The sequence below is a fragment of the Streptomyces sp. NPDC020489 genome (assembly GCF_044386545.1).
In the GTDB taxonomy this organism is placed as follows: Bacteria; Actinomycetota; Actinomycetes; order Streptomycetales; family Streptomycetaceae; genus Streptomyces.
On sequence record NZ_JBIRUZ010000013.1, the window covers coordinates 40,469 to 64,821 of the forward strand.

At 72.8% G+C, this 24,353-nt stretch carries 21 protein-coding genes; 10 read left to right on the plus strand and 11 right to left on the minus strand.

Annotation, left to right across the window (positions count from 1 at the left end; genetic code table 11):
• Positions 1-146: 146 nt before the first annotated feature.
• The 4 genes from ACH41F_RS30475 to ACH41F_RS30490 all read left to right on the plus strand — a co-directional run bounded on the left by ACH41F_RS30475 (position 147) and on the right by ACH41F_RS30490 (position 4,945).
• Positions 147-1,934 (plus strand): ABC transporter transmembrane domain-containing protein, encoded by a 1,788-nt coding sequence (locus ACH41F_RS30475; protein ID WP_391236526.1) that lies wholly within the window; start codon positions 147-149, stop codon positions 1,932-1,934.
• On the plus strand, positions 1,931-3,712 hold the full coding sequence (locus ACH41F_RS30480; protein WP_391236529.1) for an ABC transporter transmembrane domain-containing protein: 1,782 nt from the start codon (positions 1,931-1,933) through the stop codon (positions 3,710-3,712). Before ACH41F_RS30475 ends, ACH41F_RS30480 begins: the two co-directional genes overlap by 4 nt.
• A 366-nt stretch (positions 3,713-4,078) precedes the next feature.
• Positions 4,079-4,540, plus strand: coding sequence for a DUF5709 domain-containing protein (locus ACH41F_RS30485; RefSeq protein ID WP_391236532.1), 462 nt, complete (start codon positions 4,079-4,081; stop codon positions 4,538-4,540).
• A gap of 96 nt (positions 4,541-4,636) precedes the next feature.
• Positions 4,637-4,945, plus strand: coding sequence for a type B 50S ribosomal protein L31 (locus ACH41F_RS30490; protein WP_391236535.1), 309 nt, complete (start codon positions 4,637-4,639; stop codon positions 4,943-4,945).
• Between the two features lie 158 nt (positions 4,946-5,103).
• Here the strand turns inward: ACH41F_RS30490 and ACH41F_RS30495 are convergent, their stop codons facing one another.
• On the minus strand, positions 5,104-5,898 hold the full coding sequence (locus ACH41F_RS30495) for a metal-dependent hydrolase (RefSeq protein ID WP_391236538.1): 795 nt from the start codon (positions 5,896-5,898) through the stop codon (positions 5,104-5,106).
• A 145-nt stretch (positions 5,899-6,043) separates the two neighbouring features.
• Here ACH41F_RS30495 and ACH41F_RS30500 point away from each other — a divergent pair, with 145 nt between their 5' ends.
• Positions 6,044-8,557, plus strand: a complete 2,514-nt coding sequence (locus ACH41F_RS30500) for a DUF3516 domain-containing protein (RefSeq protein WP_391236542.1) — start codon at positions 6,044-6,046, stop codon at positions 8,555-8,557.
• 19 nt (positions 8,558-8,576) lie between these two features.
• Positions 8,577-9,443, plus strand: a complete 867-nt coding sequence (locus tag ACH41F_RS30505; protein WP_391236545.1) for an acyl-CoA thioesterase domain-containing protein — start codon at positions 8,577-8,579, stop codon at positions 9,441-9,443.
• 104 nt (positions 9,444-9,547) lie between these two features.
• Here the strand turns inward: ACH41F_RS30505 and ACH41F_RS30510 are convergent, their stop codons facing one another.
• The 7 genes from ACH41F_RS30510 to ACH41F_RS30540 all read right to left on the minus strand — a co-directional run bounded on the left by ACH41F_RS30510 (position 9,548) and on the right by ACH41F_RS30540 (position 16,191).
• Positions 9,548-10,477 (minus strand): DUF6397 family protein, encoded by a 930-nt coding sequence (locus ACH41F_RS30510; protein ID WP_391236549.1) that lies wholly within the window; start codon positions 10,475-10,477, stop codon positions 9,548-9,550.
• Positions 10,478-10,640: 163 nt separating this feature from the next.
• Positions 10,641-11,039: a roadblock/LC7 domain-containing protein gene (locus tag ACH41F_RS30515; protein ID WP_391236552.1), complete on the minus strand. Its 399-nt coding sequence runs from the start codon at positions 11,037-11,039 to the stop codon at positions 10,641-10,643.
• 133 nt (positions 11,040-11,172) lie between these two features.
• Positions 11,173-11,778: an ATP/GTP-binding protein gene (locus ACH41F_RS30520; protein WP_391236554.1), complete on the minus strand. Its 606-nt coding sequence runs from the start codon at positions 11,776-11,778 to the stop codon at positions 11,173-11,175.
• A gap of 147 nt (positions 11,779-11,925) precedes the next feature.
• Positions 11,926-12,339: a DUF742 domain-containing protein gene (locus ACH41F_RS30525; protein ID WP_391236557.1), complete on the minus strand. Its 414-nt coding sequence runs from the start codon at positions 12,337-12,339 to the stop codon at positions 11,926-11,928.
• A gap of 22 nt (positions 12,340-12,361) precedes the next feature.
• A complete protein-coding gene (locus ACH41F_RS30530) occupies positions 12,362-12,829 on the minus strand; it encodes a roadblock/LC7 domain-containing protein (protein ID WP_391236559.1) in 468 nt (155 codons plus the stop codon).
• Positions 12,826-15,372, minus strand: coding sequence for a nitrate- and nitrite sensing domain-containing protein (locus tag ACH41F_RS30535; RefSeq protein ID WP_391236562.1), 2,547 nt, complete (start codon positions 15,370-15,372; stop codon positions 12,826-12,828). Before ACH41F_RS30535 ends, ACH41F_RS30530 begins: the two co-directional genes overlap by 4 nt.
• A 45-nt stretch (positions 15,373-15,417) precedes the next feature.
• Positions 15,418-16,191, minus strand: a complete 774-nt coding sequence (locus ACH41F_RS30540; RefSeq protein ID WP_398838356.1) for an MHYT domain-containing protein — start codon at positions 16,189-16,191, stop codon at positions 15,418-15,420.
• Positions 16,192-16,343: 152 nt separating this feature from the next.
• On the opposite strand from ACH41F_RS30540, the gene ACH41F_RS30545 reads away from it, so the two are divergent.
• Positions 16,344-16,943, plus strand: coding sequence for a methyltransferase domain-containing protein (locus ACH41F_RS30545; RefSeq protein WP_391236568.1), 600 nt, complete (start codon positions 16,344-16,346; stop codon positions 16,941-16,943).
• A gap of 4 nt (positions 16,944-16,947) precedes the next feature.
• On the opposite strand, the gene ACH41F_RS30550 is transcribed toward ACH41F_RS30545, so the two are convergent.
• Complete coding sequence (locus tag ACH41F_RS30550) at positions 16,948-17,703, minus strand: alpha/beta fold hydrolase (RefSeq protein WP_398838357.1); 756 nt, start codon at positions 17,701-17,703, stop codon at positions 16,948-16,950.
• 203 nt (positions 17,704-17,906) lie between these two features.
• On the opposite strand from ACH41F_RS30550, the gene ACH41F_RS30555 reads away from it, so the two are divergent.
• On the plus strand, positions 17,907-18,431 hold the full coding sequence (locus ACH41F_RS30555; RefSeq protein WP_391236574.1) for a helix-turn-helix transcriptional regulator: 525 nt from the start codon (positions 17,907-17,909) through the stop codon (positions 18,429-18,431).
• On the opposite strand, the gene ACH41F_RS30560 is transcribed toward ACH41F_RS30555, so the two are convergent.
• Positions 18,417-19,313 (minus strand): oxygenase MpaB family protein, encoded by an 897-nt coding sequence (locus tag ACH41F_RS30560; RefSeq protein ID WP_398838555.1) that lies wholly within the window; start codon positions 19,311-19,313, stop codon positions 18,417-18,419. The two genes, ACH41F_RS30555 and ACH41F_RS30560, sit on opposite strands and share 15 nt — an antisense overlap.
• Before the next feature lie 100 nt (positions 19,314-19,413).
• Between ACH41F_RS30560 and ACH41F_RS30565 the strand changes: the two genes are divergently transcribed.
• Both ACH41F_RS30565 and ACH41F_RS30570 read left to right on the plus strand, forming a co-directional pair.
• On the plus strand, positions 19,414-19,710 hold the full coding sequence (locus ACH41F_RS30565) for a hypothetical protein (RefSeq protein ID WP_391236577.1): 297 nt from the start codon (positions 19,414-19,416) through the stop codon (positions 19,708-19,710).
• Between the two features lie 137 nt (positions 19,711-19,847).
• On the plus strand, positions 19,848-20,675 hold the full coding sequence (locus ACH41F_RS30570; RefSeq protein WP_391236580.1) for a hypothetical protein: 828 nt from the start codon (positions 19,848-19,850) through the stop codon (positions 20,673-20,675).
• A gap of 286 nt (positions 20,676-20,961) precedes the next feature.
• On the opposite strand, the gene ACH41F_RS30575 is transcribed toward ACH41F_RS30570, so the two are convergent.
• Positions 20,962-24,339, minus strand: coding sequence for a hypothetical protein (locus ACH41F_RS30575; RefSeq protein WP_398838361.1), 3,378 nt, complete (start codon positions 24,337-24,339; stop codon positions 20,962-20,964).
• Between the last annotated feature and the right edge of the window lie 14 nt (positions 24,340-24,353).

Consider the following 24,353-nt stretch of genomic DNA (forward strand, 5'->3'; position numbering starts at 1 on the left):
ATGCCGTACATCTCCGCGCACCCCGCCATGGTGCCAGGAAAACCGGTTGCCTCCGACCACGCAATGACGCGAACCTTTCACGGTTTGCTACCGCCGTCCGCGGTCCCCCCACCCCTCTGACACCAGCCACTGGGACGTCCTCCGTCATGCAGATTCAAGACCTTCCCCATCCCGACCCGGGTGTGCCGGACGCGCGCTCGGGTCCCAGATTCCTGTGGTGGCTCTTCCGGAACCAGCTGGGCGGGCAGCTGAAGTCCCTCTCCTGGGGACTGCTGCACTTCGTGTCCATCTCCGCCCTGCCGTTCTGCGTCGGCCTCGCCGTCCAGGCCGTCGTCGACCGCTCCGGAACCCGGCTCGCGCAGGCGGGCGGGCTCCTGGTCCTGTGCTGCGCGGGCAGTGCCCTCGGCGACACCTTCCTGCACCGCACCGCCATCACCAACTGGATCACCGCCGCCGCCCGCGTCCAGCAGCTGCTGGCCCGCAAGGCGGCGGCGCTGGGCTCGGCGCTGACCCGCCGGGTCTCGGCCGGTGAGGTCGTGGCCGTCTCCACGGGTGACATCGAGAAGATCGGCTGGTTCGTGGAGGCGGTCTCCCGGTTCACCGCCGCCGCGCTCACCATCGTGATCGTCGCCGTGGGCCTGGTGATCTACCAACCGGCGCTCGGGGTCGTCGTCGCCGTGGGTCTGCCCGTGCTGGCGATCGCCGTTCTGCCGTTGCTGCCCCGGGCCACCCGGCGCGCCGACTTCCAGCGCGAGAAGGCCGGCCGTGCCACCGAGCTGGCCTCGGACACCGTCGCCGGGCTGCGGGTGCTGCGCGGCATCGGCGGCGAGGAACTCTTCCTCGACCGCTACCGCCGCGCCTCCCAGGAAGTGCGGCACGCGGCCGTGCGCAGTGCCCGGATGTGGGCGTTGATCTCCGCGATCCAGGTGCTGCTGCCGGGCCTGCTGCTGATCGCGGTGGTCTGGCACGGCGTCAACCTGGCCCGCGAGGGCCGGATCACCGTCGGCGAGCTCGTCGCCACCTACAGCTCGGTCATGATCCTCACCTATCCACTGCGGCACTTCGAGGAGATCGCCATGGCGTACTCCTTCTCGCGCCCCTCGGCCCGCCGCGCCGCGCGGGTGCTGTCGCTGGAGCGCGCCACCGACACCGAGGGGTCACTCGCCGCGGAGGTGCCGTCCGGCGACCTGTACGACCCCGCGACCGGACTCCTCGCCCCCTCCGGCCGGCTCACCGCCGTGGTGTGCGGCGACCCGGACGCGGCGGGGCGACTGGCCGAGCGGCTGGGCGGCCACCCCGCCGAGCAGGGATCCTCCGTGCTGCTGGGCGGGGTACCGCTGGACGACCTGCCGCTCACCACCGCCCGGACCGCCGTCCTCGTCCAGGACAAGGACCCGGTCCTGCTCTCCGGCACGCTGCGCGAACTCCTCGACGTGCCCGCCTCGGGCGAGGTCGCCGCGGCGGACGCCCTGGAGGCCGCCCAGTGCGGGGACGTCCTGGCCGCGCTCGTCCAGGGCTCGCTCGGCGCCGAGGACCCGATGGACGCCCGGATCACCGAGCGCGGGCGCTCCCTGTCGGGCGGCCAGCGCCAGCGGCTCGCGCTGGCCCGGTCGCTGATCACGGACCCGGAGGTGCTGGTCCTGGACGAGCCGACCTCGGCCGTCGACTCGCACACCGAGGCCCGTATCGCCGAAGGCCTGCGGAACCTGCGCGCCGGCCGTACGACCGTCGTCCTCACCTCCTCGCCGCTGCTCCTGGACCGCGCGGACCGGGTGCTGCTGGTGCACGAGGACGAGGTCGTGGCGGTGGGCGTGCACCGCGAGCTGGTGCACACCGAACCCCGGTACCGCGCGGTCGTGACCCGCGAGACCGAGGAAGAAGCCGAAGAGGCAGCCCGGAAGGGCGTGCTGGAAGAGATCGAGGAGACGGCATGATCGGCGTGGCGCCACCGGCGTACGACCCGGCGGCCCCGACGACGGCGAACACCCTGCCCGTCGGGAGCGCCTCGACCGTACGCGCCTATGTGACCGAGCTGTTCCGGCGGCACCGCCGCGCCTTCCTGATCCTCGTCGCCGTCAACACGGTGTCCGTGGTGGCGTCGATGGTGGGTCCGTGGCTGCTCGGCGGGGTCGTGGAACGCGTCTCGGAGCAGGCCCGCGACCTTCATCTGGAGCTGACCGCCGGGCTGTTCGTGCTCGCGCTCGCCGTGCAGGCCGTCTTCGTGCGGCAGGTGCGGTTGCGCGGCGCGATGCTCGGCGAGCAGATGCTGGCCGATCTGCGCGAGGACTTCCTGGTGCGGTCGGTCGGCCTGCCGCCGGGCGTCCTGGAGCGCGCCGGCACGGGCGACCTGCTCTCCCGGATCACGACCGACATCGACCGGCTGGCCAACGCGATGCGCGAGGCCGTGCCCCAGCTGGCGATCGGTGTGGTGTGGGTGGTCCTGCTGCTGGGCGGGCTCGTGGTCACCGCTCCCCCGCTGGCCGGTGCCGTGCTGCTCGCGCTGCCCCTGCTGGTGATCGGGTGCCGCTGGTACTTCAAGCGCGCCCCGTCCGCCTACCGCTCGGAGGCCGCCGGCTACGCGGCCGTCGCCGCCGCGCTCGCCGAGACCGTGGACGCCGGGCGCACCGTCGAGGCCCAGCGTCTGGGCGAGCGCCGCGTCGAGCTGTCGGAGCGCCGGATCAAGGAGTGGACCGCCTGGGAGAACTACACGCTCTGGCTGCGGTCGGTGCTCTTCCCGTTCATCAACGTCACCCACGTGATGATCCTCTCCTCGGTACTGATGGTCGGCGGTGTGTTCGTCCTCCAGGGCTGGATCGACGTCGGTCAGCTCACCACCGGTGCGCTGATCGCTCAGATGCTCGTCGACCCGGTCGGGCTGATCCTGCGCTGGTACGACGAGTTGCAGGTCGCCCAGGTGTCGCTGGCCCGCCTGGTCGGCGTCCGGGACGTCGAGCCGGACACCGGGGACGCCTCGGTGGTCCCCGACGGGCGCCAGGTGCACGCGGACCGGGTGCACTTCGGCTACCTGGAGGGCGTGGACGTGCTGCGCAAGGTGTCCCTGGACGTCGCCCCCGGCACCCGCCTCGCGCTGGTCGGCCCGTCCGGGGCGGGCAAGTCCACCCTGGGCCGGCTGCTCGCCGGGATCTACGCACCCCGGGACGGCCGGATCACCCTGGGCGGCGCCGAGCTCTCCCGGATGCCGGCCGAACAGGTCCGCTCCCACGTGGCCCTGGTCAACCAGGAGCACCACGTCTTCGTGGGCTCGCTCCGCGACAACCTGCTCCTCGCCCGGACCGACGCCGGCGACGCCGAGCTGTGGGCGGCGCTGGGCGCGGTCGACGCGGACGGCTGGGCCCGCGCGCTCGACGAGGGCCTGGACACCGAGGTCGGCTCGGGCGGGCTGGCCCTCACCCCGGCGCAGGCCCAGCAGATCGCGCTGGCCCGCCTGGTGCTGGCCGACCCGCACACGCTGGTCCTCGACGAGGCGACGTCCCTGCTCGACCCGCGCGCGGCCCGGCACCTGGAACGGTCCCTCGCCCGCGTCCTCGACGGCCGCACCGTCGTCGCCATCGCCCACCGTCTGCACACCGCCCATGACGCGGACGTCATCGCCGTCGTGGAGGATGGCCGCATCAGCGAGCTGGGCAGCCACGACGAGCTGGTGGCGGCGGACGGGGCGTACGCGGCGCTGTGGAGGTCCTGGCACGGGTGAGGCCACCTGTGCGGGGCCGGGAGCCGCCGGTACTTCGGTACCGGCGGCTCCCGGCTCTTCGGCACCCCGCTGCCCGTGCGCCGAGCCGGTGGGACGGTCCGCGGCCCTCACGGCCCCTACGGCCCCGACCGCCTCGGTGCCCTCCGCCGACCGGCCACATCGCGGCTCCGGCCCACCTCTCCGGGCCCTCCGGCCCCGTCCGCGCTCCCTGCCGTTGCGCGGTGCCGAAGGGGGGTGGAAGTCTGGAGAGCGGCACCGGTTCGGGGAGCGTCCGGGAACCACGCGTTTCGCGCCGGACGCAGCCTGTGCCCGCACCGCGGCCGACCGCGGTGGGAACGGGCCCGGCCCCACCACCTGGAGGTATCCGTGAACAGCGGCGACGGATGGGGAGACGACGTCTACCAGCCCGACGCGTCGGAGATACAGGACGACGCGGGACTGCTGGACGCGGAGGACACCCTGGACAACGACGGTGTCGGTGATCCCCTCGACCGGGGCTGGTCCCCTCCGGAGCGTCCCTGGGCGGTCGAGCACACCGGTGTGACGGCGGCCGAACGCGAGACTTTGGACCAGCGCCTCGCCGAGGAACTGCCGGACGCCCCCGTACCCGACGGTGACGGCCTCGGCGACTGCGACGGCACCGACGGCGAACTCCTGGACAACGAGGTGGGCGCCAGACGGTCGGGCCGGCTCGTCGCCCCCGACGAGGGCGCCCACGAGGACGAGGAGAGCGCGCTGGTCGCCACGGACGTGGGCATCGACGGCGCGGCGGCCTCCGCCGAGGAGGCCGCGATGCACATCGTCGACGAGGACGCCCTGTCCGGCTGACCCGACCGGCCTCGCCGTCCCTGTCGGCCGCGCCGATCCGACGGCCCCTGCCGACCCGACCGCCCGCTCATCCCCCACGCCGCAGGAGGAGCACGTATGCAGCAGGACAAGCACCCCGACTACCACTCGGTCGTCTTCCGCGACCGCGCCGCCGGCTACGCCTTCCTGACCCGGTCCACCGCGACGAGCGAGCAGACGATCGACTGGGACGACGGCGAGACCTACCCCGTGGTGGACGTGGAGATCTCCTCGGAGAGCCACCCCTTCTACACCGGCAAGGCCCGGACGGTGGACTCGGAGGGCCGGATCGCACAGTTCGAGCGCCGGTACGGCGGCGCCGGGCAAGGCGGGAAGGGGCAGAGCGGGGAAGGGCAGAACGGGGAGGGGCAAGGCGGCGAGAGGTGAGCGGGGACTGAGGCGCACCGGTCCGACGTCGGATGAGCGTGGGCTCAGCCGGGCGCGGCATGTACGTCGGCCGAGGCCTCCACGGTCGCCCCCGTCGCCCGGAACCGGCACCAGCACCGGCCCCGACGTCGCCCTGGCCCTCGCCCTCGTCCTCGCCGTCAGATGAAGTTGAGCGCCGCCGCGCCGCCCACCCCGCCCAGCAGCATGAACGCCGGCATCAGCACCTTGAGCTCGACCCAGCTGCCCGCCCGGAACCGCATGATCTTGGGCGGCCCGATCGGGTACCAGCGCTTGCGGCCGACCGGGATGGGCCACAGGATCGGGCAGCCCGAGACCGTCAGCGCGTCCCCGATGTCGTGGACCAGAGCGCCGAGCAGGATCGGCAGGCCCAGCCACATGTACTCCTGGCCCGGCGCCGTGAACAGCCAGAGCGAACCGTGGCCCGGCTTGTCCAGTACCCCGGCGATGATCCACGCGCTGGTCGCGGCCAGCAGCCACACCAGCACGTCGGCGCTGGAGCCACGGGTGGCCCGCCACAGCAGCCCCTCGATGGCCAGCACTATGTGCACGAAGAGAAGGGCGAGCACCGCCCACCGGCCACCGTCGACCGCCAGGGCCGAGGCGCCAACACCGATCAGTACCGCCCACAGCCAGGTGTGGGTGAGGGTGCGGTGACCGCCGGAGCGACGCGGGTCGCCCTGCTTCTTCGTGGCCTTGTAGACCGCGTAGGAGAGCTTGTCGACGATCTCGCACAGCCCGCGCGAGATCGGCCCGAAGGCGCGCGAGATCGTGGCCGCCTTGTGGTCGAGGTCGGGGGCGAGGGCCGCGCCGGCGCACATCAGGGCGCCGGCGAGCAGAACCGGCCAGGGCATGGTGTGACCGGTCGCGGTGGCGGCGGCTCCGACACCGAGCCAGGCGGCGGCTCCGGAGAGTGAGTGTGCTGGTCCCATCATGGCCGTAGCCCGCCCCATTCCTCGTGTGCCGCTGTCCAGTTGACCGGCCGTGCTGACGTGCCGTCGGCGACACAGCGTACTGGTCATGATCTTCGTGGCCGCATCCGATTCCCCTGTGCGGCAGAAGGGCAGGCAAGATGGGTGGGTGACCCTCATCGATCAGCTGCCGCCGACCGCAGACCCCGACGCCCTCTACGAAGCCTTCGAGTCCTGGGCCGTGGAGCGCGGGCTCACGCTCTACCCCCATCAGGAGGAGGCGCTGATCGAGGTGGTCTCCGGCGCGAACGTGATCGTGTCGACCCCCACCGGCTCCGGCAAGAGCATGATCGCGGCGGCCGCGCACTTCGCCGCGCTCGCCCGTGACGAGGTCACCTTCTACACGGCCCCCATCAAGGCGCTGGTGTCGGAGAAGTTCTTCGAGCTGTGCAAGATCTTCGGCACCGAGAACGTCGGCATGCTCACCGGCGACGCCTCCGTCAACGCCGACGCGCCCGTGATCTGCTGCACCGCCGAGGTGCTGGCGTCGATCGCGCTGCGCGACGGCAAGCAGGCGGACGTCGGCCAGGTCGTGATGGACGAGTTCCACTTCTACGCGGAGGGCGACCGCGGCTGGGCCTGGCAGATCCCGATCCTGGAACTGCCGCAGGCGCAGTTCATCCTGATGTCGGCGACACTCGGTGACGTCTCGATGTTCGAGAAGGACCTCACCCGGCGCACCGGCCGCCCGACCGCGGTGGTCCGCTCCGCGACGCGCCCGGTGCCGCTGTCCTACGAGTACAAGTTCACCCCGCTCACGGAGACGCTGACCGAGCTGCTGGAGACCCGGCAGGCCCCGGTCTACATCGTGCACTTCACCCAGGCGCAGGCCGTGGAGCGGGCGCAGGCGCTGATGAGCATCAACATGTGCTCGAAGAGGGAGAAGGAGCAGATCGCCGATCTGATCGGCAACTTCCGCTTCACCACCAAGTTCGGCCAGAACCTGTCCCGTTACGTACGGCACGGCATCGGCGTCCACCACGCCGGCATGCTGCCCAAGTACCGCCGCCTGGTGGAGAAGCTCGCGCAGGCCGGCCTGCTGAAGGTCATCTGCGGCACGGACACGCTCGGCGTGGGGGTCAACGTCCCCATCCGCACCGTGCTGTTCACCGCGCTCACCAAGTACGACGGCAACCGGGTGCGCACGCTGCGCAACCGTGAGTTCCACCAGATCGCCGGTCGTGCCGGACGGGCGGGCTTCGACACGGCGGGCTTCGTCGTGGCACAGGCGCCCGAGCACGTCATCGAGAACGAGAAGGCGCTCGCCAAGGCCGGCGACGACCCGAAGAAACGGCGCAAGGTGGTTCGCAAGAAGGCGCCGGAGGGGTTCGTCGCCTGGTCGGAGAGCACCTTCGAGAAGCTCATCTCCTCCGAGCCCGAGCCGTTGACCTCGCGCTTCCGGGTCACGCACACGATGCTGCTGTCGGTGATCGCCCGCCCCGGCAACGCCTTCGAGGCGATGCGCCATCTCCTGGAGGACAACCACGAGCCGCGCAAGCAGCAGCTGCGGCACATCCGGCGGGCGATCGCCATCTACCGCTCGCTGCTGGACGGCGGCATCGTCGAGAAGCTCGACGAGCCGGACGCCGAGGGCCGGATCGTCCGGCTCACGGTGGACCTCCAGCAGGACTTCGCGCTGAACCAGCCGCTGTCCACCTTCGCGCTGGCCGCCTTCGAACTCCTCGATCCCGAATCGCCGTCCTACGCCCTGGACATGGTCTCCGTCGTCGAGTCGACGCTGGACGATCCGCGCCAGATCCTCGTCGCCCAGCTGAACAAGGCGAAGGGCGACGCCGTGGCTGCGATGAAGGCCGACGGTGTCGAGTACGAGGAGCGGATGGAGCGCCTCCAGGACATCAGCTACCCCAAGCCCCTGGAGGAGCTGCTCTTCCACGCGTACGACACGTACCGCAAGAGCCACCCCTGGGTCGGCGACCACCCGCTCTCCCCCAAGTCCGTGATCCGTGACATGTACGAACGGGCGATGTCCTTCACGGAGTTGGTGTCCTACTACGAGCTCGCCCGCACCGAGGGCATCGTCCTGCGCTACCTCGCCAGCGCCTACAAGACGCTCGACCACAACATCCCGGACGACCTCAAGTCCGAGGATCTCCAGGACCTCATCGAGTGGCTCGGGGAGATGGTGCGCCAGGTCGACTCCAGCCTCCTGGACGAGTGGGAGCAGCTCGCCAACCCGGAGGTGATGACCGCGGAGGAGGCCCAGGAGAAGGCTGACGAGGTCAAGCCGGTCACCACCAACGCGCGCGCCTTCCGGGTGCTGGTCCGCAACGCCATGTTCCGCCGGGTCGAGCTCGCCGCCCTGGACCAGGTCGAGGAACTGGGAGAGCTGGACGGCGAGGCCGGCTGGGACGCCGACGCCTGGGGCGAGGCGATGGACAAGTACTGGGACGAGTACGACGACCTCGGCACCGGCCCCGACGCCCGCGGCCCGAAGCTGCTCCTGATCGAGGAGGAGCCGGAGAACCGCCTGTGGCGCGTCCGCCAGATCTTCGACGACCCGAACGACGATCACGACTGGGGCATCAGCGCGGAGGTCGATCTGACGGCCTCCGACGCGGAGGGCCGCGCGGTCATCCGCGTCACCGACGTCGGCCAGCTGTGAGCACAGGAGAGACCCACCCATGACGAACCCGGCCGAGAGACTGGTCGACCTGCTCGACCTGGAACGCATCGAGCTCAACATCTTCCGCGGCCGCAGCCCGCACGAGTCCCTCCAGCGGGTCTTCGGCGGCCAGGTGGCGGGGCAGGCGCTGGTCGCCGCCAACCGCACCACCGAGGGCGACCGCCCGGTGCACTCGCTGCACGCGTACTTCCTGCGTCCGGGCCGGCCCGGGGTGCCGATCGTGTACCAGGTCGAACGGGTGCGGGACGGCAGGTCGTTCACGACCCGCCGGGTCACCGCGGTGCAGCAGGGCCGCACGATCTTCAATCTCACCGCCTCCTTTCACAAGCCTGAGGAAGGGACCTTCGAGCACCAGCTGCCGCCGGCCCGTGAGGTCCCGGACCCGGAGTCGCTGCCGTCGGTGACGGACGAGATCCGGGAGCATCTGGGCGCGCTGCCCGAGCAGCTGGAGCGGATGGCACGCCGCCAGCCCTTCGACATCCGCTATGTGGACCGGCTGCGCTGGGCGCCCGAGGAGGTCAAGGGCGCCGAGCCGCGCAGCGCGGTGTGGATGCGCGCGGTCGGACCGCTCGGCGACGACCCGGTCGTGCACACCTGCGCCCTCACCTACGCCAGCGACATGACCCTCCTGGACGCCGTGCGCATCCCGGTCGAGCCTCTGTGGGGTCCGCGGAGCTTCGACATCGCGTCGCTGGACCACGCCATGTGGTTCCACCGGCCGTTCCGCGCGGACGAGTGGTTCCTGTACGACCAGGAGTCACCGATCGCGACGGGCGGCCGGGGCCTGGCCCGCGGGCGGATCTACGACCTGGAGGGCCGGCTGCTCGTGTCCGTCGTCCAGGAAGGGCTGTTCCGTCCCCTCTGAGGCACGCCCCGCGCAGGACTCCTTCGGGTGCTCCGCGTCGCGCGCCAGGTGGGACCGGGCACGGCGTTCCGCGGGCGTCCGCGTGCGTTCGGAGTCACGCACCGTCAAGGGCTGCTCCGAACGCTCTGCCGCACGCGTCCGGGACGGCAGGTCGGGCGCTTGGTGCGGCGCAGTCGACTGAGCAGTCCGCGCGCCGGGCTCTGCCGCTCGGACGGCCGGACCTGCGGTGCCGGTGGCGTCCGTTCCGCCGCCGGTCGCGGCGCCTGCCGTGGCGGGCGGGCGTCCGCGAGGGCCCGTGCCAGGTCGGTCCGCAGCCGGTCGATCTCGTCCAGGTCGTCCGCCGTCATGAGCTTCTCGGTGAGGTGGGCGGCGGGTGAACCCTGCGCGCCCTGAGAGGGCGGTCCGGGCCGGAAGCGCATCACCTGGGAGCGCTCGTAGGGGTCCGGGACGACCTCCGCGATCTGAACCGGGTCGAGGAAGGCAGCCAGGGCTCCGGCGCTCTCCCAGGGGCCGTCGGCCGACCGCAGCAGGAACTCCCGGTGCCGGGCGCGCCAGTTGCGGGCCCGCAGATCCAGTCCCGTGTCCAGCAGGCCCCGCATCCCCTCGGGCAGGCAACGTGCCCTCAGCAGCGTGGCGTTCGCCTCGTCGGCCGCGAACCGCTCGATTTCATCGGCCAGATACAGCCACACCACGGCCCGGTACCGGTTCAGATAGAAGCGCACCGGCGCCACCACGCCCAGTCGTGCCAGGCGCGTGAACCTGCCGATCGGCACCTCCATGACGGCCGCGGCCTCGCTGGTGCCGAGGACCCGCACGCGCCGCCGGAGGGAGTCGGGGAAGCCGTCCTGTGCCTGGAGGCGGTCGATCTCGGAGCGGGCGACACGGCGGCCCCCGGCTCCTTCGTCGGGCACGGTCCGGATCAGGCCGAGATGGACGGCCAGGTCGAACTCGCTGCGTTTGAGCCCCAGTTCCCGGATGGCGCGGCCCGGCGCGTAGGTGAGGGGCTGGGGCTTGGTGATGGTCGTGCCTGACATGGGCGTACTCCCCCGTGGAGTCGGTCGCTCACGCTGTGTGCGTTCGCCGTGAAAAAACCGTAACCGCTCCGGCGGATCTCGCGGCAGGCCTGTGGATAACTCCGCGACAGCCCTGGAAACTGCAGTTCAGGCGGCCAGAGGCCGAGTGGTTGGCACTGCGGCGCTAGTCTCGCTCGGGGTGACGGGCGTCCACGGTGAGGTGCTCGCCCACGCGATTGACGAGCAGCGTCATCTCGTAGGCGATCTGCCCGATGTCGGCCTCCGCGCCGCTGAGGACGCACAGACAGGCGCCGGTGCCGGCCGCGGTGACGAAGAGGACCGCGTCGTCGAACTCGATCATCGTCTGACGTACGTGGCCGGCTCCGAAGTGGCGTCCCGACCCCTTGGCCAGGCTGTGCAGTCCGGAGGAGACGGCTGCCAGATGCTCCGCGTCCTCACGGCGCAGTCCGGTGCTCGCCCCCGCCACCAGCCCGTCGTTGGACAGCACCAGCGCGTGCCGCACATGGTCGACGCGCGTTGTCAGATCGTCCAGCAGCCAGCCCAGTCCCTGGTTCTGCGCCATGTTTCCGTCTCCCCGTGTGACGTCTCCCCCTGGCCGGAGGATCTCCCGGCCACGATTCCCGACGACCGGGGCCCGGGCAAGGAGGACGGGCCAAGGCGCGGAAGATGGCCGAACCTTTGCTCGAAAACCGGGTTCACCCCACCGAGTCCAGCAGCCGGGCGGTGTGCATCCGCCCGGCGTACTCGACGAGCCGGATCAGCACCTCCTTGCCGGAGTCACGGTCGCGTGCGTCGCAGAGCACCACGGGGGTGCCACGGTCGAGGTCGAGTGCGCGGGAGACGTCGGCGGCACCGTACGTACGGGCGCCCGTGAAGCAGTTGACGGCGACGACGAACGGGATGTGGCGATGCTCGAAGTAGTCGACCGCGGGGAAGCAGTCCTCCAGCCGACGGGTATCGGCGAGCACCACCGCTCCGAGGGCACCCTGGGACAGCTCGTCCCACAGGAACCAGAACCGGTCCTGCCCAGGGGTGCCGAAGAGGTAGAGGGAGAGCCCGGAGCGGATGGTGATGCGGCCGAAGTCCATGGCGACCGTGGTCGTGACCTTCTGGTCCACGCCGTCGGTGTCGTCCACCAACTGACCGGCCTCGCTGAGGAGTTCCTCGGTGCGCAGCGGCCTGATCTCACTGACCGCGCCCACCAGGGTCGTCTTGCCCACGCCGAACCCGCCGGCGACCAGTATCTTCAACGCCAGCGCGGTCGGCTCGCCGCCCTGGGCATCGGAGTGCTCGGAGACCATCGATCACTTCTCTCGGGAGTACCGGCCACGATCGGCGGTGCACGGGTGCGAAGTCAGCATGATGACAACTGCGGCGCCCCTTCGCGGGGTTGGACCGCTTTCTGTTCTGTACGACCGGGTCACGTGCGTTCCCTTACGACATTTCATCTACAACGCCCGTAGTCCTTCGATCACCTCGCGCAGGATCCGTTCGTCAGGAAGCTGCGCGGGTGGTACCGGGCGGCTGACGGTGACGCAGCCGAGCTCCAGGAGGTCGCCCAGGAGCACTCTGACGACGCCGACGGGCAGATCGGCGCCCGCCGCGAGTTCGGCGACCGACTGCGTCTCGACGCGGCACAGCTCGATCAGCACCCGGTGCTCCGGCCCGAGCGCCGTGTCGTCGCCGACGCCGGGCGCCGTCGCGTCCAGCGTGACCAGGGCGATGAGGTCGAATCGCACCCCGGTGGGCCCGGGCTGGGTGCGTCCGCCCGTCATCGCGTACGGGCGGACGAGGGGTCCGGCCTCCCCGTCGTACCACTGGCTGCCCTGCTCGCGCGGGGCGCCCGTCATGTCGTCCGTCATCTGCGTGGACCGCCTTCCCGTCTCATCCGGCGGGAGGCCGCGCGGCGACCCGCGGCGCCGTGTACAGGTGCTCGCCGACGCGTTTGACCAGCCGCGCCATCTCGTAGGCCACCAGGCCGATGTCGGCGGTGACGGCGGTGAGAAGGGCGAGGCAGGAGCCGTCGCCCGCGGCGGCCACGAACAGGAAGCCGTCGTCCATCTCGACCATCGTCTGGCGCACGCCGCCCGCCCCGAAGTGCCGGCCGGCGCCCTTGGCCAGGCTGTGGAAGCCGGAGGCCACCGCGGCCAGGTGCTCCGCGTCCTCGCGGCGCAGGTCGCTCGACGACCCCACGGCGAGGCCGTCGTTGGACAGCACCACGGCGTGCCGCACCTCGCTGACGCGCAGCACCAGGTCGTCCAGCAGCCAGTCGAGTTCGCCGGACCTCCCCCACTCGTGGCCATCGCGCGGGGGGACCCCCACGCCGTCCCTCATGCCGGGGTCCTGGATCATGCTGGGTCTCCTTTACTGCTGTCGCTGGCCGCGCGGGAATCCGGGGTGGCGCCGTGTCCGGGCCGGCGGCCGCCGCCGCGCGTCCAGCCCTCGCGGTAGGCCGCCATCCGGTCGCGTACGAGTTCGGGGGTGCGCCGGTCGTCGTCCTGCGGGTCGGGATGCCGTTGGGGCTCCTCGGCGCGGGGTTCGCGCAGCTGGGGGGCGAGGTTGGCCTGCCGTACGCGGCGCGGGAGGTCGTCCGATTCCTCGGAGTCGTCCGGGGGACGGTGCAGTCGCAAGGTGGTGACTCCGGGGGGTGAGGTGGCGGGCGCCGCCTCGGCCCTGCGCTCCGCCGCCATGACCGGCGCGGCGGGGGCCGGGGCGGGGGCGGGGGCCACCAGCGCGGGACGGTCGGCCGACGCGTGCACGGACTCCTGCGGCCGGGCGGCACCGGGCACGCGCGCGTACTCGCGTTCGTGGTCCGCCGTCCTGCGAGGGGAACGTTCCTCCGACCCGCTCTGCAGCAGGGCGGTGGGCAGCAGGACGACGGCGGTGGTGCCCCCGTAGGGCGAGGTGCGCAAGTGGACCTTGATGCCGTGCCGGGCGGCGAGCCTGCTGACCACGAAGAGTCCGAGCCGGTCGCTGTCGAACAGGTCGAGGGCCTCGGACTGTTCGATGCGGCGGTTGGCCTCCGCCAGGGTCTCCTTGCCCATGCCCAGTCCCCGGTCCTCGACCTCGATCGCGTAGCCGTTGCCGACGGGTTCGCCGGTGACGCGCACGCGTGTGTGCGGAGGTGAGAACTGCGCGGCGTTCTCGACGACCTCGGCCAGCAGGTGGGTGAGGTCGGCGACGGCCCCGCCGACGACGGCCGCCTCGGGAAGCTGGCGTACCTCCACGCGCGCGTAGTCCTCGACCTCGGAGACGGCCGCGCGGACCACGTTGGTCAGGGAGACCGGCATGCGCCAGGCACGCCCGGGTGCGGCCCCGGAGAGGATGATCAGGCTCTCCGCGTGGCGTCGCATGCGGGTGGTGAGGTGGTCGAGGCGGAAGAGGTCGCTCAGCTCGCCCGGGTCGTCGGAGCGGCGTTCCATGCTGTCCAGCAGGCTCAGTTGGCGGTGCACGAGGACCTGGCTGCGGCGGGCGAGGTTGACGAACACCCCTGAGATGCCGCTGGCGAGCTCGGCGCGTTCCACGGCGGCCCGTAGCGCGGCGCGGTGCACGGTGGTGAGGGCCTCGGCGACCTGTCCCGTCTCGTCCTCGGCGGGCGGTCCGGGTGGGGCCTCGGCCTGGACGTCGATCTCCTCGCCGGCCCGGAGCTTGCGCATGGCCTCGGGGAGTTTGCGCCGGGCGATCTCCAGGGCGGTGTTGCGCAGGGCCTCCAGCTCGACGACCAGCCCACGTCCGATGCGTACGGAGATGACGAGCGAGGCGGCGACGGCGGCGAGGCCGAGCAGGACGGCGGCGCCTGCCGGGGTGAGCAGCCCGCGGGTGAAGGGGTCGGCCTGGTCGGCGACCCCGCGTCCGGCGTCCTCCTCGATGGTCCGCATGCGGTCCTGCACGCGTGCGTGCGCCTTGCCCCAGGTGGCCTCGGGGGCCGCGGCGATCGCCGACGCGCCCCCGCGCCTGGTGAGGACCTCGTCCTCGACGTCGCCGACCGCGGCGTAGTCGCCACCACCGGCGAGGTCCTGCCAGGCGGCGCGTTCGGGGCCGCGCAGGTCGGCGACGGCCGATGCGGTGAGCGTGCGGCGGGTGGCGACCGCGCCGGTGAACAGCCGCAACCGCTCGCCGTCCAACCGGCCGGCGAGGCGAGCGCCGGCGAGCAGCACGTCCTCCTGGGACAGCGCCTCGCCCGCCCGGGAGAACTCCAGCAGCACGCGCGCGTCGGAGCCGAGTTCGGCGTCCTGGATGCCGGTGAGGGCGCCGCCCACGCCGAAGGCCGTCGCGATGGTGCTCGTGTAGCGCCCGTACGTCTCGTTCCAGCCGGCCCGGCGGTCGAGCACGGCGGCCCGCAGGGGGCGCAGCCGTTCGGCGCCGGTCACGAAGGTCTCCAGGCGCTGGGCCACTCCCGCGGGCAGTTCCTCGCCGTCGGCGACGGTGTTGTCGTCGCCGAGCCGCAGCTTCGCCAGCGCCGTGTCCGTCCGCTCCGCGAGGGTCCTGAGGTCGCCGCCACGGCTGCCGGCCGGGTCGGTGGCGTAGCGCACGGCGGCCGCGCGTTCCGCCTGGAGTGCCGCGACCGCGGCCGCGACCGGGGACCGGATCTCGGCGTCCACCCGTTGCAACTGCCGTAGCCGGGAGACGTCCTGGGCGGTGCTGACGGTGGCGTACGCCCACAGGGCCAGCAGGGAGACGACCGGCACCATCAGCAGGCAGATGATCTTGGCGCGCACGGTGCGCGGGCGTATCAGCCAGCGGCCCGCGCGCGCGGGTGCCTCGTCGGATACGGCGGCCATCGGGTCGTCGAGGCCTTCGTCGGCCGGCGGTCCGGCGTGCGCGCGGCGGCCGCGAGCGGTGGGCGCAGGGGACGCCTGGGCGTCGTTCGTGGGGGTCCTACGGGATGTACGCATGGCCTCCTGCCTCGGAAGTGGTCGGTGGGCGGGCCCGGCGGGCCGTCAGCGGGCGGTGCTGGGGACCGGCCGCTGGGCCGAGGCGGACGCCTCGCGCTCCCCCGTCGACGGCGACAGCGCGACGAAGGCGGAGGTCAGGAACAGATAGGACCCGAGGCCGACGGCGAGGGGGAAGATGAACTGCATCGCCGTGGCGCCGGGCAGGGCCGCGCCGGAGGGGCTCACGCGCACGCTCACCGAGAACATCCCGGTGTAGTGCATGCTGCTGACCGCGGCGCCCATGATGAGTGAGGCGACGGTGACGGCGACGGGCGACTTGATGTTGAGCGCGGCCCACAGCGCGGCCGTCGCCGCGACGACGGCGATCAGAACGGACAGTCCGACGAGGACCGGGTCGTAGGCGACGTGGCCGTGCAGACGTACGGCGGCCATGCCCAGGTAGTGCATGCTCGCCACGCCGAGTCCGGTGGTGAGTCCGCCGAGGAACAGCGCTCGGGCCCGGTCCTTGCTGTAGCCGACGGCGAAGACGCCGGCGCAGACGACGAGCATGGCGACGAGCAGGCTCACGATGGTGAGCGGCACGTCGTAGCGGATGTCGGTGCCGCTGACGCTGAAGCCGAGCATGGCCACGAAGTGCATGGTCCAGATGCCGGTCCCGATCGCGGAGGCGGCGGTGATGAGCCAGTTGCGGCGTGAACGCCCCGTGGCGCCGAGCGCGCGGACCGTGCAGCGCAGCCCGAGGGCGGCGCCTATACAGGCCATCACGTACGACAGCGCGGGGGTCAGCCAGCCGAGGGCGGCGTGGTCCAGGTGTCCCATGGCTCCGGGACGCTAGCCGGGGCATGGGCGCACAAAGGGGGCGCATTTCGAAAGGTGTTGGAATATGGCGAAGAGATGCACCTGAACGATCGGGCCGCGCTCGAACGTGTGCGCAGCAGCATCATCCTTGTCGGTGAGAGATCATGCGATGCATGAGCGACGACCACACAGATGTCCAGGAGTTCTTCGGCGCCCGGGCCGCCGACTGGGACGCCCGTTTCCCCGACGACGGTCCCGCCTACGCCGCCGCGATCGCGGACCTGGGTCTGCGCGAGGGCGACCGGGTGCTGGACGCCGGCTGCGGCACCGGACGGGCGCTGCCGCCCCTGCGTGCCGCCGTGGGGCCCTCGGGAGTGGTCCTGGGTGCCGATCTGACCCCCGCCATGCTCCAGGTCGCCGTACAAGCCGGGCGGGACGGGGAAGGGCAGTTGCTGCTGGCCGACGTGTCGGCCCTGCCGCTGCGCTCGCGGTCGCTGGACGCCGTGTTCGGGGCGGGGTTGATCTCCCATCTGCCCGACCCGGCCGAGAACCTGCGGGAGTTGGCGCGCGTGGTGCGCCCGGGCGGCACCCTGGCGCTGTTCCACCCGATCGGTCGGGCCGCGCTCGCGGCCCGGCAGGGCCGCCAGATCACCCCGGACGACCTGCGCGCGGAGCCACGCCTCCGCCCCCTGCTGGCCGGTTCCGGATGGCGCATGACGTCGTACGTCGACGAGGCCACCCGGTTCCTGGCCCTGGCCGTACGGGACGGCTGACCTCTCAGAGCCGTCCGGCGACCGCCGCCACGAAGGCGTCGGGGTTGTCGAACATGACGTTGTGACCGGCGCCGGGCACGGTCACCACACGCACCCCCGCGGCCTCGAGCGCGTCCCTGCCCTCGAGTTCACCGCTCGCCTCGCCCTGCAGACAGACGCGCTCCACGGCGAGGCCCTCCAGGATCGTGCGCATGACCGGCTCGGACCCGCGCCGCAGCCCCACGGCCGAGCGGTGCAGGGCGCGCGGGTCGGCCAGTCGCATCGTCGCGGCCCACAGGGGCCCGACCTGTTCCAGCACGCGCGCGTGGCCGCCGTCGACGAAGGCGTCCTCGTCATGGGCGGCGATGCCGCTGCTGCCCGCGGTGGGCGGCGGGAACGCGTCCAGGTTGGCCTCCGTCAGGACGAGACGGGAGACCAGCTCGGGCCGCCGGTGGGCGAGGACCAGTGCCACGGCACCGCCCATGCTGTGCCCGATCAGCTCGGCACCGCTGACCCCGGCCGTGTCCAGGGCCGCCGCCAGGGCTCCCGCGTGGTCCTCGAGCGTGTAGCCGAAGTGCTCGGGCCGGTCGCTGATGCCGTGCCCGGGCAGATCCACGAACAGACTCCGCCGACCCGCGAGTTCGGGGCGGGCCGCGATATGGGCGTGGTACACGGACGAGGCCGCCCCCAGGCCATGCACGTACACGCGCGCGGGCTCCTCGCCGGGCACCTCGGTCCAGCGGACGCGGCTTCCCTTGCCGTCGAACTCGGCCTGCCTCATCCCGTGCTCCCCTCGAACGCCGTCATCTTGTCGTCGCCGGACTCGTCGCCGGATTCGTTGCCGGATTGCCGTCGCCGGATCGCCGTCACCGGTCGTCGTCACCGGTTCGTCGTCGCCGGAGAGAGAATACATCGCTTACGAGGTATAGAGAAAGCGATGTACTCATCGAACGATGTACACCGTACGTACGGCAGAATGCGGGCATGCTGGAGCTCGCCATCCTCGGCTTTCTGTACGACGCCCCTCTGCACGGCTATGAGCTGCGCAAACGCATCACGGCGCTCACCGGGCACGTGAAGCCCGTCGCCGAGAGCACGCTCTATCCGGCGATCAAGCGCCTGGAGAAGGCAGGCCTGCTGGAGCGCGCGACCGAGCCCGGGGCCGTCGCCGCGCCGCGGCACGTCCTGACGCTGACCGAGGACGGGCGCCGCGAGCTGCGCCGACGGCTCGCCGAACCGGTCCAGCGCGACATCAGCGACGAGAACCGCTGGTTCACGCTCCTGGCCTTCCTCCGGCATTTGGAGGACGCCCCCGCGCAGGCGGCCGTGCTGCGGCGCAGGCTGGCGTTCCTGGAGGAGCCGGCGAGCTTCTTCTACGAGGGCGACCGGCCGTTGCGCGCCGAGGAGTTGGACGATCCGTTCCGGCGCGGGATCCTGACGATCGCCCGCGCCACGTCCCGCGCCGAACTCGACTGGCTGCGGGAGACCCTCACCTCACTCGGCGGCTGAACCCTGCCGGTGCCGCACCGGGCAGCCGGCGACGCCGGGAACCGGCCGGGTGCCCAGGTCGGCGAGCCGGTAGCCGTTCGGGTATCCCTTGATCTCCCAGTTCTGCCGGGCGAAGTGCGGGGCTCGACGCGGCGGCAGCAGGCGCACGACCCGGCCCCGCGCGCGTACGGCACGACGCACCCACGCGCGCGTGGCGGGGTGCGGCGACGGGTAGCGGAAGGCACGCAGCAGCGGGTCGTCGAGCAGGGCCAGGGTCGCGGCGCGCAGCAAGGGGGCCAGTGGACGCGGATACCAGGACGCCATCAGGTCGAGCGTGGCGTCCGAGACGCGCCGCGCGCCCTCGTCCCAGGCGAAGTGCGCCTCCTCGTAGGTGTCGAGGCAGTCCTCGAACTCCTCGTAGGTCTGGGGAAGGTCCCGGATGCCCATGTGCCGGCCCAGCGTGCGGTAGTGGACGGCGGCGGCCACGATCTCGTGGCGCGACATCCTGCGCCACGCGTAGGCGTCCGTCCACCGCTTCGGCATCACGACGAACGTGCACAGGACGTAGCGCATGTCGTCGTTGCTGATGTCATAACTGCCGTGCATCTGGTTGATCCGGCGGATCGCCGTGCGCCCCTGCTCGCTGCCGAAACCGTGCTCGACGACGGCGTCGAGGAGCAGCGAGGTGTCGTCGTAGCGTTTCTGCGCACGATCCGTGAGCTCGGCGGTCTCGGCCAGCAGACTCCCGATGCTGGGCACGGCGTACGTCCGATAGAGCGCCAGTTCGAGGGCTCGGGTGAAGTCCCAGGGGAACTCGTAGGCCGCGGAGAGCCGGTAGATCTCCGAGGCGTTCTCGTAGGGGTCCATCCGCCGAATCTGTGCGAGCCGCTCGAAGCGCTTCACCGCGCTCTCCCCCTTCTGCCGCCGGATCTCCAACTCTACGGTGAACAGGGGGAGATGAACGATCACAGTCAGCCAACCACGCAGGGACAAGGCGGTCAGCATGTGGGACAGGATCCGTACGTCCGTCGCCAGACTCTTCAGCGCCGCGCACGTCGACGAGGCCGGTGGCCGGGACACGCGCACGCACAATCTGTTCGAGGCCGCCGCGGTCTACGTCTCGGCCTGTGCGGAGGACGACCAGGACCAGATCGACGAGGCGGCGGGCTGGGTGTCGCCGGAGGCCCTGTCGTTCGGGGTGAGCGAGCTGGCGTGCCGGGCGGTCATCGCGCTCGCCCGCGAGCGCGACGAGTCGCCGCAGACGGTGGCCCGTTCCCTGCTGGGGCTCCCGGCCGCCTGACCGAACCCCCTCATCCGCGGTCGATTCGCCCCGTCCGGCCGGAAAACCGCTGCTCCGGGTGTGCAGGGGAGTCGTGACAAGCACCTTCCGCGCACACTAGGGTGCGCGCGGTTGGACATACCGATGGGGAGGCTGGGATGGCCGGGACGGACGAGGACACCGTCGCCGCCGTGGACGACGCGCTCTATGTGCTCACGGCGGTGCTGCTGACGCCGGCGAAGTTCCCGAGCGTGCTGGGCGACGACTATCCGGAGGCCTGCGCGGCGCTCGGTCTCGCGCCGCTCGCCGACGGGTACGGCCTGGTGCTCGGCCAGGACGGCGACGGTTCCCGCTGGACGGTCGTCGTGGACGACGTGTCGCTGGTCGCCGTCGCCATCGCGTCGTGGGACTGCGGCATGGAGTACGACCTGTCGCCCGACGAACGCTCGGTCGTCGCCGCCCTGCCGGGCTGGCCGCTCGCGGTCGCCGTCGCGGCTCCGAACGTGCCCGCCCCGCACGACCCCGACCCCCAGGACGCCGACGGCCCGCCGCTGGCGCCGCCGGACACCAGCGTCTGGGGACCGGCTCAGCGGCGGCTGGGCGCCGACGAGATCGCCCTCCAGTGGGCCGTGTGGCGCGAGCAGATCGACGACGCCGACTTCCCGGCGCCGGACGCGCGGGGAGACGCCGTGGAGGGCTCCGAGGACGCTCCTCGGGGCGACAACGGCATCCGGCGCGTCCTCGCGGAGGCGCGGGGCTACGTGGACACGCCCCCGCCCCTGGGCCGGGTCCGCTCGTCCTTCGCCCCGGGTGACGCCCGCACCCTGCGCGCCGACGGGCCCGGCTGGTCCCTGGTGGCCAGGACCGACGACATCGCCTTCGTGCTGCTCGACGACAAGCCCGGTGAGGTGCTCCCGGTCGGGCGGGGCCCGGAGCTGCCCGGACTGCTGGAGGCGCTCGACAAGATGGCCGTGCGCCCCAGCTGAGCCGGGGCGTGCGGACGGATGCCCCGGCCTGCCGGACTGGTCCGGGGCGACCGACCAGTGCTCCGCCCCCACCGGGCTGAACCGGGGCGTGGGGACGGGTCCTCCAACCCTGCCGGACTGAGCTGCACGTCCGATCGGAGCTCCAACCCTGCCGGCTCGAACCGGGGCGTCTGACCGGTGCTCCCCCCAAGCGGAACCGGGGTGTCCGACCGGTGCTCCCCCAGGCTGGACCGGGGCTTCCGGACCACGCCTCACCCGTCATCCGCCCCCGTTCATCCGGGCCAACTCATCTCCGGTCGTGGGCGTCCGGGTTCACCAGCAGGGCGTCCACGGCCGTGTCCGCGTCCTGGTGGGCCCGGAGCGCGTCCAGTTCGAGCCGCCAGGGTTCCTCCCAGGATGTCGCCCGGCCGCCCGCGCGGACCAGGTCCAGCGCGAGCCGGCCGGTCACCGCGGTGCCACGGGTGCGGAGCGTCCGCGCGGCGGCGAGCAGCGCGGCGGACACGCCCGGTCGGTGCAGATCGATCGGCACGGTGTGCCGCGTCGGCAGCCGTCCCGCCCCCGCCTCGCAACTCCGGGCGAGCCTCTCCCACCGATGTGCGTCGTGCACGCCCTTGCGCACGGCCGCCATGGCCGTGTCCCAGCTCACGCGTGCGGCGTCGGCGCGCAGACCTACCGTCTCCAGTGTGTCGGCCAGGGCGTCCAGGACGGCCGAGGACTCTGCGCCGCCTCCCTGGTCCACGGAGTCCGAGTACTCCGCGCACGCGTGCAGCCGCCGCAGCGCCTCGGCACGCGCGTGTGGCTCGCGGGTCCGCTCGGCCAGGGCGTCGAAGGCTCCTCGCAGCACCGACCCGGTCACGGGCCCGGGCGGCAGGGACAACAGCCGGCGCGCCGCGGCCTCCCACACCTTGCGCGGGCGTGCCGGGGCGAGGAAGGCGTCCGCCAGGACGTGGGCCCCGCGGGCCTCGCCGGGCGCCAGCCAGGTCGGGAGCACCTCGCAGGCGGCGGCCGCGCTGTCGTCGTCGCCGGTCTCGACCAGTCGTACGAGCAGGTCGGCATACGGCTCTCTCGGAATCGTGGCCCCGAGGCGCACGCGCGCGTGGATGATCCTGTCGCGCACGGCGGGCTCCTGGGCAGCCTCCGCCAGCCGGTCGGCCACGCCTGGGCGGTCGAGCGCGGGCAGCAGGGCCAGGGCGAGGGCGGCGCGCACGTCCCGGTGCTGCCGCGGCTCGTCCCAGGCCGCGAGCAGGGCGTGGAAGGCGTCCGGCCGTTCGAGGTCGGCCAGGGCGCGTACGGCTTCCTTGCGGACGCCCACGGGGCTGCCGACGTCACGGGCCACGGGTGCGAGCAGGGGGACCGCGGCCTCGTCGGGCAGCCGGGCGAGCAGTTGGCGCAGCGCGGCCATCGCGGCGCGGCCCCGCACGCCGCCGGTTCCCGCGTGCCGCAGCAGGAGGGGCACCGGCTGACGGTCCCTGGCATTGCCGAGGGCCGTGAGGGCCGCCGCCGAGACCGGCTGGGGCGCGTTCTGCGCGAGCGTGGTCAGCCGTGCGGGGTCCCGCAGCGCCTCGGCGGCATCGGCCCGTGTGCGCAACGGGGCCGATTCGTCGAGGGCCACGCGCGCGCGGTGTCTCTCCCAGGCGTCGCGCTGGGCGGGGAGCCACCGTCCGGTGACGCCGGGGGCGAGGCGCGGCGCCCACGGCGTGCGGCGGGTCCGCAGCCGGCCGGTGAACCCTTCGCGCGCCGCGGCCAGGACGCGGTCGAGCAGATCGGTGCGGCGGGTGGCGACGGTCCGCAGGACGACCGGGACCGTGGCGAAGGTCGGGTCCAGGGTGATCAGTTCGGCGCAGCGCTGCTCCCGCAGGCGCGGTGGCCCGACCCAGACCGCCGCCGCACGTGCCGCGGGAAGCGGGTCGTCGCACTCGACGGCGAGCCGCCGGGTCTCCGCGTCCAGTTCGGGCAGTGCGGTCAGGTGCCGCGCGAGGAGCTCGGCGACGACGACGCCCACATCGGGTCGGCGCCGGGCCGTCGGTGCGATCGCCGTCCAGATGGCGCGGGCCGTCGGCTCGTCGACGCGCAGCGGGGGCAGCGCCTCGGCCTGCCCAGGCTCCGCGACCAGGTGGCCGAGGAGTTCGGCTGCCGCGACCGCGCGGTGCGTCCGACCGGTTGCCGCCGCGCGCTCGACGACCCGCTGAAGCAGCCGCCGCGCTGCGGTGAGAGTGCCGGCCGTCGAGTCGCGGGACTGCACGGTGGTCAGGACGGCGTCCCGCAGGACGCGTTCGGGTACGGCGGCCAGCAAGGGGGCCGCGGTGGCCGCGAGTTGCTCCAGCGCGGGTCCGCGCACGGCGTCCTGGTCGTGCCAGGCCCGTTCGCAGTCGGCGGCCACCCGGGCGAACTGTTCCGGGTCGCCTTCGAGTTCGGCGCACAGCAGCAGGGCAGGCCAGGCGAAGGCCCGGTGCTGTACGCGGTGGTTGTCCGCGAGCGCCTTCAGCAAGGGTTCGCCCTCGGCGAGCGGCAGCACCCGGGCCGCTCGGACCAGGCTCCACGGGCGGCGTTCGCTACCCACCGCCAAGGGGCGGACGAGATCCGCCCGGTCGGCGGGTTCGAGGGCGGCGATCGCGCTCACCGGCACCGGAAGGGGCCGTGGCGGCCCACTGACGCGCTTCTCGACGATGCGGCGCCGTTCGGCGGGCGGCAGGAGCGCGAGGAGGCTGTCCGGGGTGAGGTCGACGCGCCCGTGGGCCGGTGCGCGGCGTCCGGCGCTCGAGCAGTGTTCGGCCAGTTCCACCAGGTCGGCCAGGGGCAGGGTGAGGAGGGTGCGGCGCAACGAGGGCGGCACGGGCCCCACGGGGACGCGCCGTGGCCCGCCGCGCTCGCCGGGTCCGGGGTGCGGTGTGCGCAGCACGGCCAGCGCTTCCGCCGGGCGTGAGAGGGCGGAGAGAACCGCTGTCGGGGTGAGCAGCAGCGGGGTGTGTTCCAGGAGCAGCAGCGCCGCGCGGGGGTCGCGCCGGGCGGCCAGTGAGGCGACGTCGCGATAGCGGCGGGTGCTGTGCTGCGGCCAGTGGGCGCACTGGGTCGTCAGGTGGGCGGCGACGGCGTAAGGGGCGGTGCGGGCGAGGGAGTTGAGGACTCCAGGCGCCGGTTCGACGCGGGGCAGCCAGGCGGCCACGGTTTCGGGAGGGCAGGCGGTCAGGAGGGCGGCGGCTTCCCGGCCGCCGTGGCGTTCGTGGATGCTCGGCAGCAGTCTGGTCGCCAGTGCCGTACGGCGGCTCAGTCTGAGCAGTCGGTAGGTGTCGTGGCGGACGGCCCTGACGTCGCTCAGGGCCAGGCGTTCCAGGGCCTGTTCGGGGAGGGGCAGCCGGATGGCCGCCGCGCGGGCCCGGCGTCCGAGCAGCGGGTCCGCGAGGACCGCGGCCACCCGTTCCAGGTCGCGGCGGACGACCGCCAGGAACAACGCGGTGTGCCGGTCGGCGTCGTCGCCGTGGTCGAGGGCGTGGTGGAGCGTCTCGTAGGCGCTCGGTGTCAGCGCGCGGCCGTAACGCGCCAGGGCGCTCGCGCGGGCCGGGAAGGGCAGGGTGTCGAAGTGGGCCCTCAACCAGGCGGGCGTCAGGGGCGCCGGCGGGTTCTGGGGCTGTCGGGACGGCGTCGGGGACGCCTCGTGTGCGGCCATCAGCGCTCACCGTG

Bases quoted from the DNA above. Each gene is read 5' to 3' on its own strand.
- ACH41F_RS30515 (WP_391236552.1), bottom strand. From the start codon at position 11,039: ATGGCGCAGAACCAGGGACTGGGCTGGCTGCTGGACGATCTGACAACG.
- ACH41F_RS30555 (WP_391236574.1), top strand. From the start codon at position 17,907: ATGCTGGAGCTCGCCATCCTCGGCTTTCTGTACGACGCCCCTCTGCAC.
- ACH41F_RS30535 (WP_391236562.1), bottom strand. From the start codon at position 15,372: ATGCGTACATCCCGTAGGACCCCCACGAACGACGCCCAGGCGTCCCCT.
- ACH41F_RS30540 (WP_398838356.1), bottom strand. From the start codon at position 16,191: ATGGGACACCTGGACCACGCCGCCCTCGGCTGGCTGACCCCCGCGCTG.
- ACH41F_RS30475 (WP_391236526.1), top strand. From the start codon at position 147: ATGCAGATTCAAGACCTTCCCCATCCCGACCCGGGTGTGCCGGACGCG.
- ACH41F_RS30520 (WP_391236554.1), bottom strand. From the start codon at position 11,778: ATGGTCTCCGAGCACTCCGATGCCCAGGGCGGCGAGCCGACCGCGCTG.
- ACH41F_RS30495 (WP_391236538.1), bottom strand. From the start codon at position 5,898: ATGATGGGACCAGCACACTCACTCTCCGGAGCCGCCGCCTGGCTCGGT.
- ACH41F_RS30575 (WP_398838361.1), bottom strand. From the start codon at position 24,339: ATGGCCGCACACGAGGCGTCCCCGACGCCGTCCCGACAGCCCCAGAAC.
- ACH41F_RS30550 (WP_398838357.1), bottom strand. From the start codon at position 17,703: ATGAGGCAGGCCGAGTTCGACGGCAAGGGAAGCCGCGTCCGCTGGACC.
- ACH41F_RS30570 (WP_391236580.1), top strand. From the start codon at position 19,848: ATGGCCGGGACGGACGAGGACACCGTCGCCGCCGTGGACGACGCGCTC.
- ACH41F_RS30545 (WP_391236568.1), top strand. From the start codon at position 16,344: ATGAGCGACGACCACACAGATGTCCAGGAGTTCTTCGGCGCCCGGGCC.
- ACH41F_RS30530 (WP_391236559.1), bottom strand. From the start codon at position 12,829: ATGATCCAGGACCCCGGCATGAGGGACGGCGTGGGGGTCCCCCCGCGC.
- ACH41F_RS30490 (WP_391236535.1), top strand. From the start codon at position 4,637: ATGCAGCAGGACAAGCACCCCGACTACCACTCGGTCGTCTTCCGCGAC.
- ACH41F_RS30505 (WP_391236545.1), top strand. From the start codon at position 8,577: ATGACGAACCCGGCCGAGAGACTGGTCGACCTGCTCGACCTGGAACGC.
- ACH41F_RS30480 (WP_391236529.1), top strand. From the start codon at position 1,931: ATGATCGGCGTGGCGCCACCGGCGTACGACCCGGCGGCCCCGACGACG.
- ACH41F_RS30510 (WP_391236549.1), bottom strand. From the start codon at position 10,477: ATGTCAGGCACGACCATCACCAAGCCCCAGCCCCTCACCTACGCGCCG.
- ACH41F_RS30565 (WP_391236577.1), top strand. From the start codon at position 19,414: ATGTGGGACAGGATCCGTACGTCCGTCGCCAGACTCTTCAGCGCCGCG.
- ACH41F_RS30525 (WP_391236557.1), bottom strand. From the start codon at position 12,339: ATGACGGACGACATGACGGGCGCCCCGCGCGAGCAGGGCAGCCAGTGG.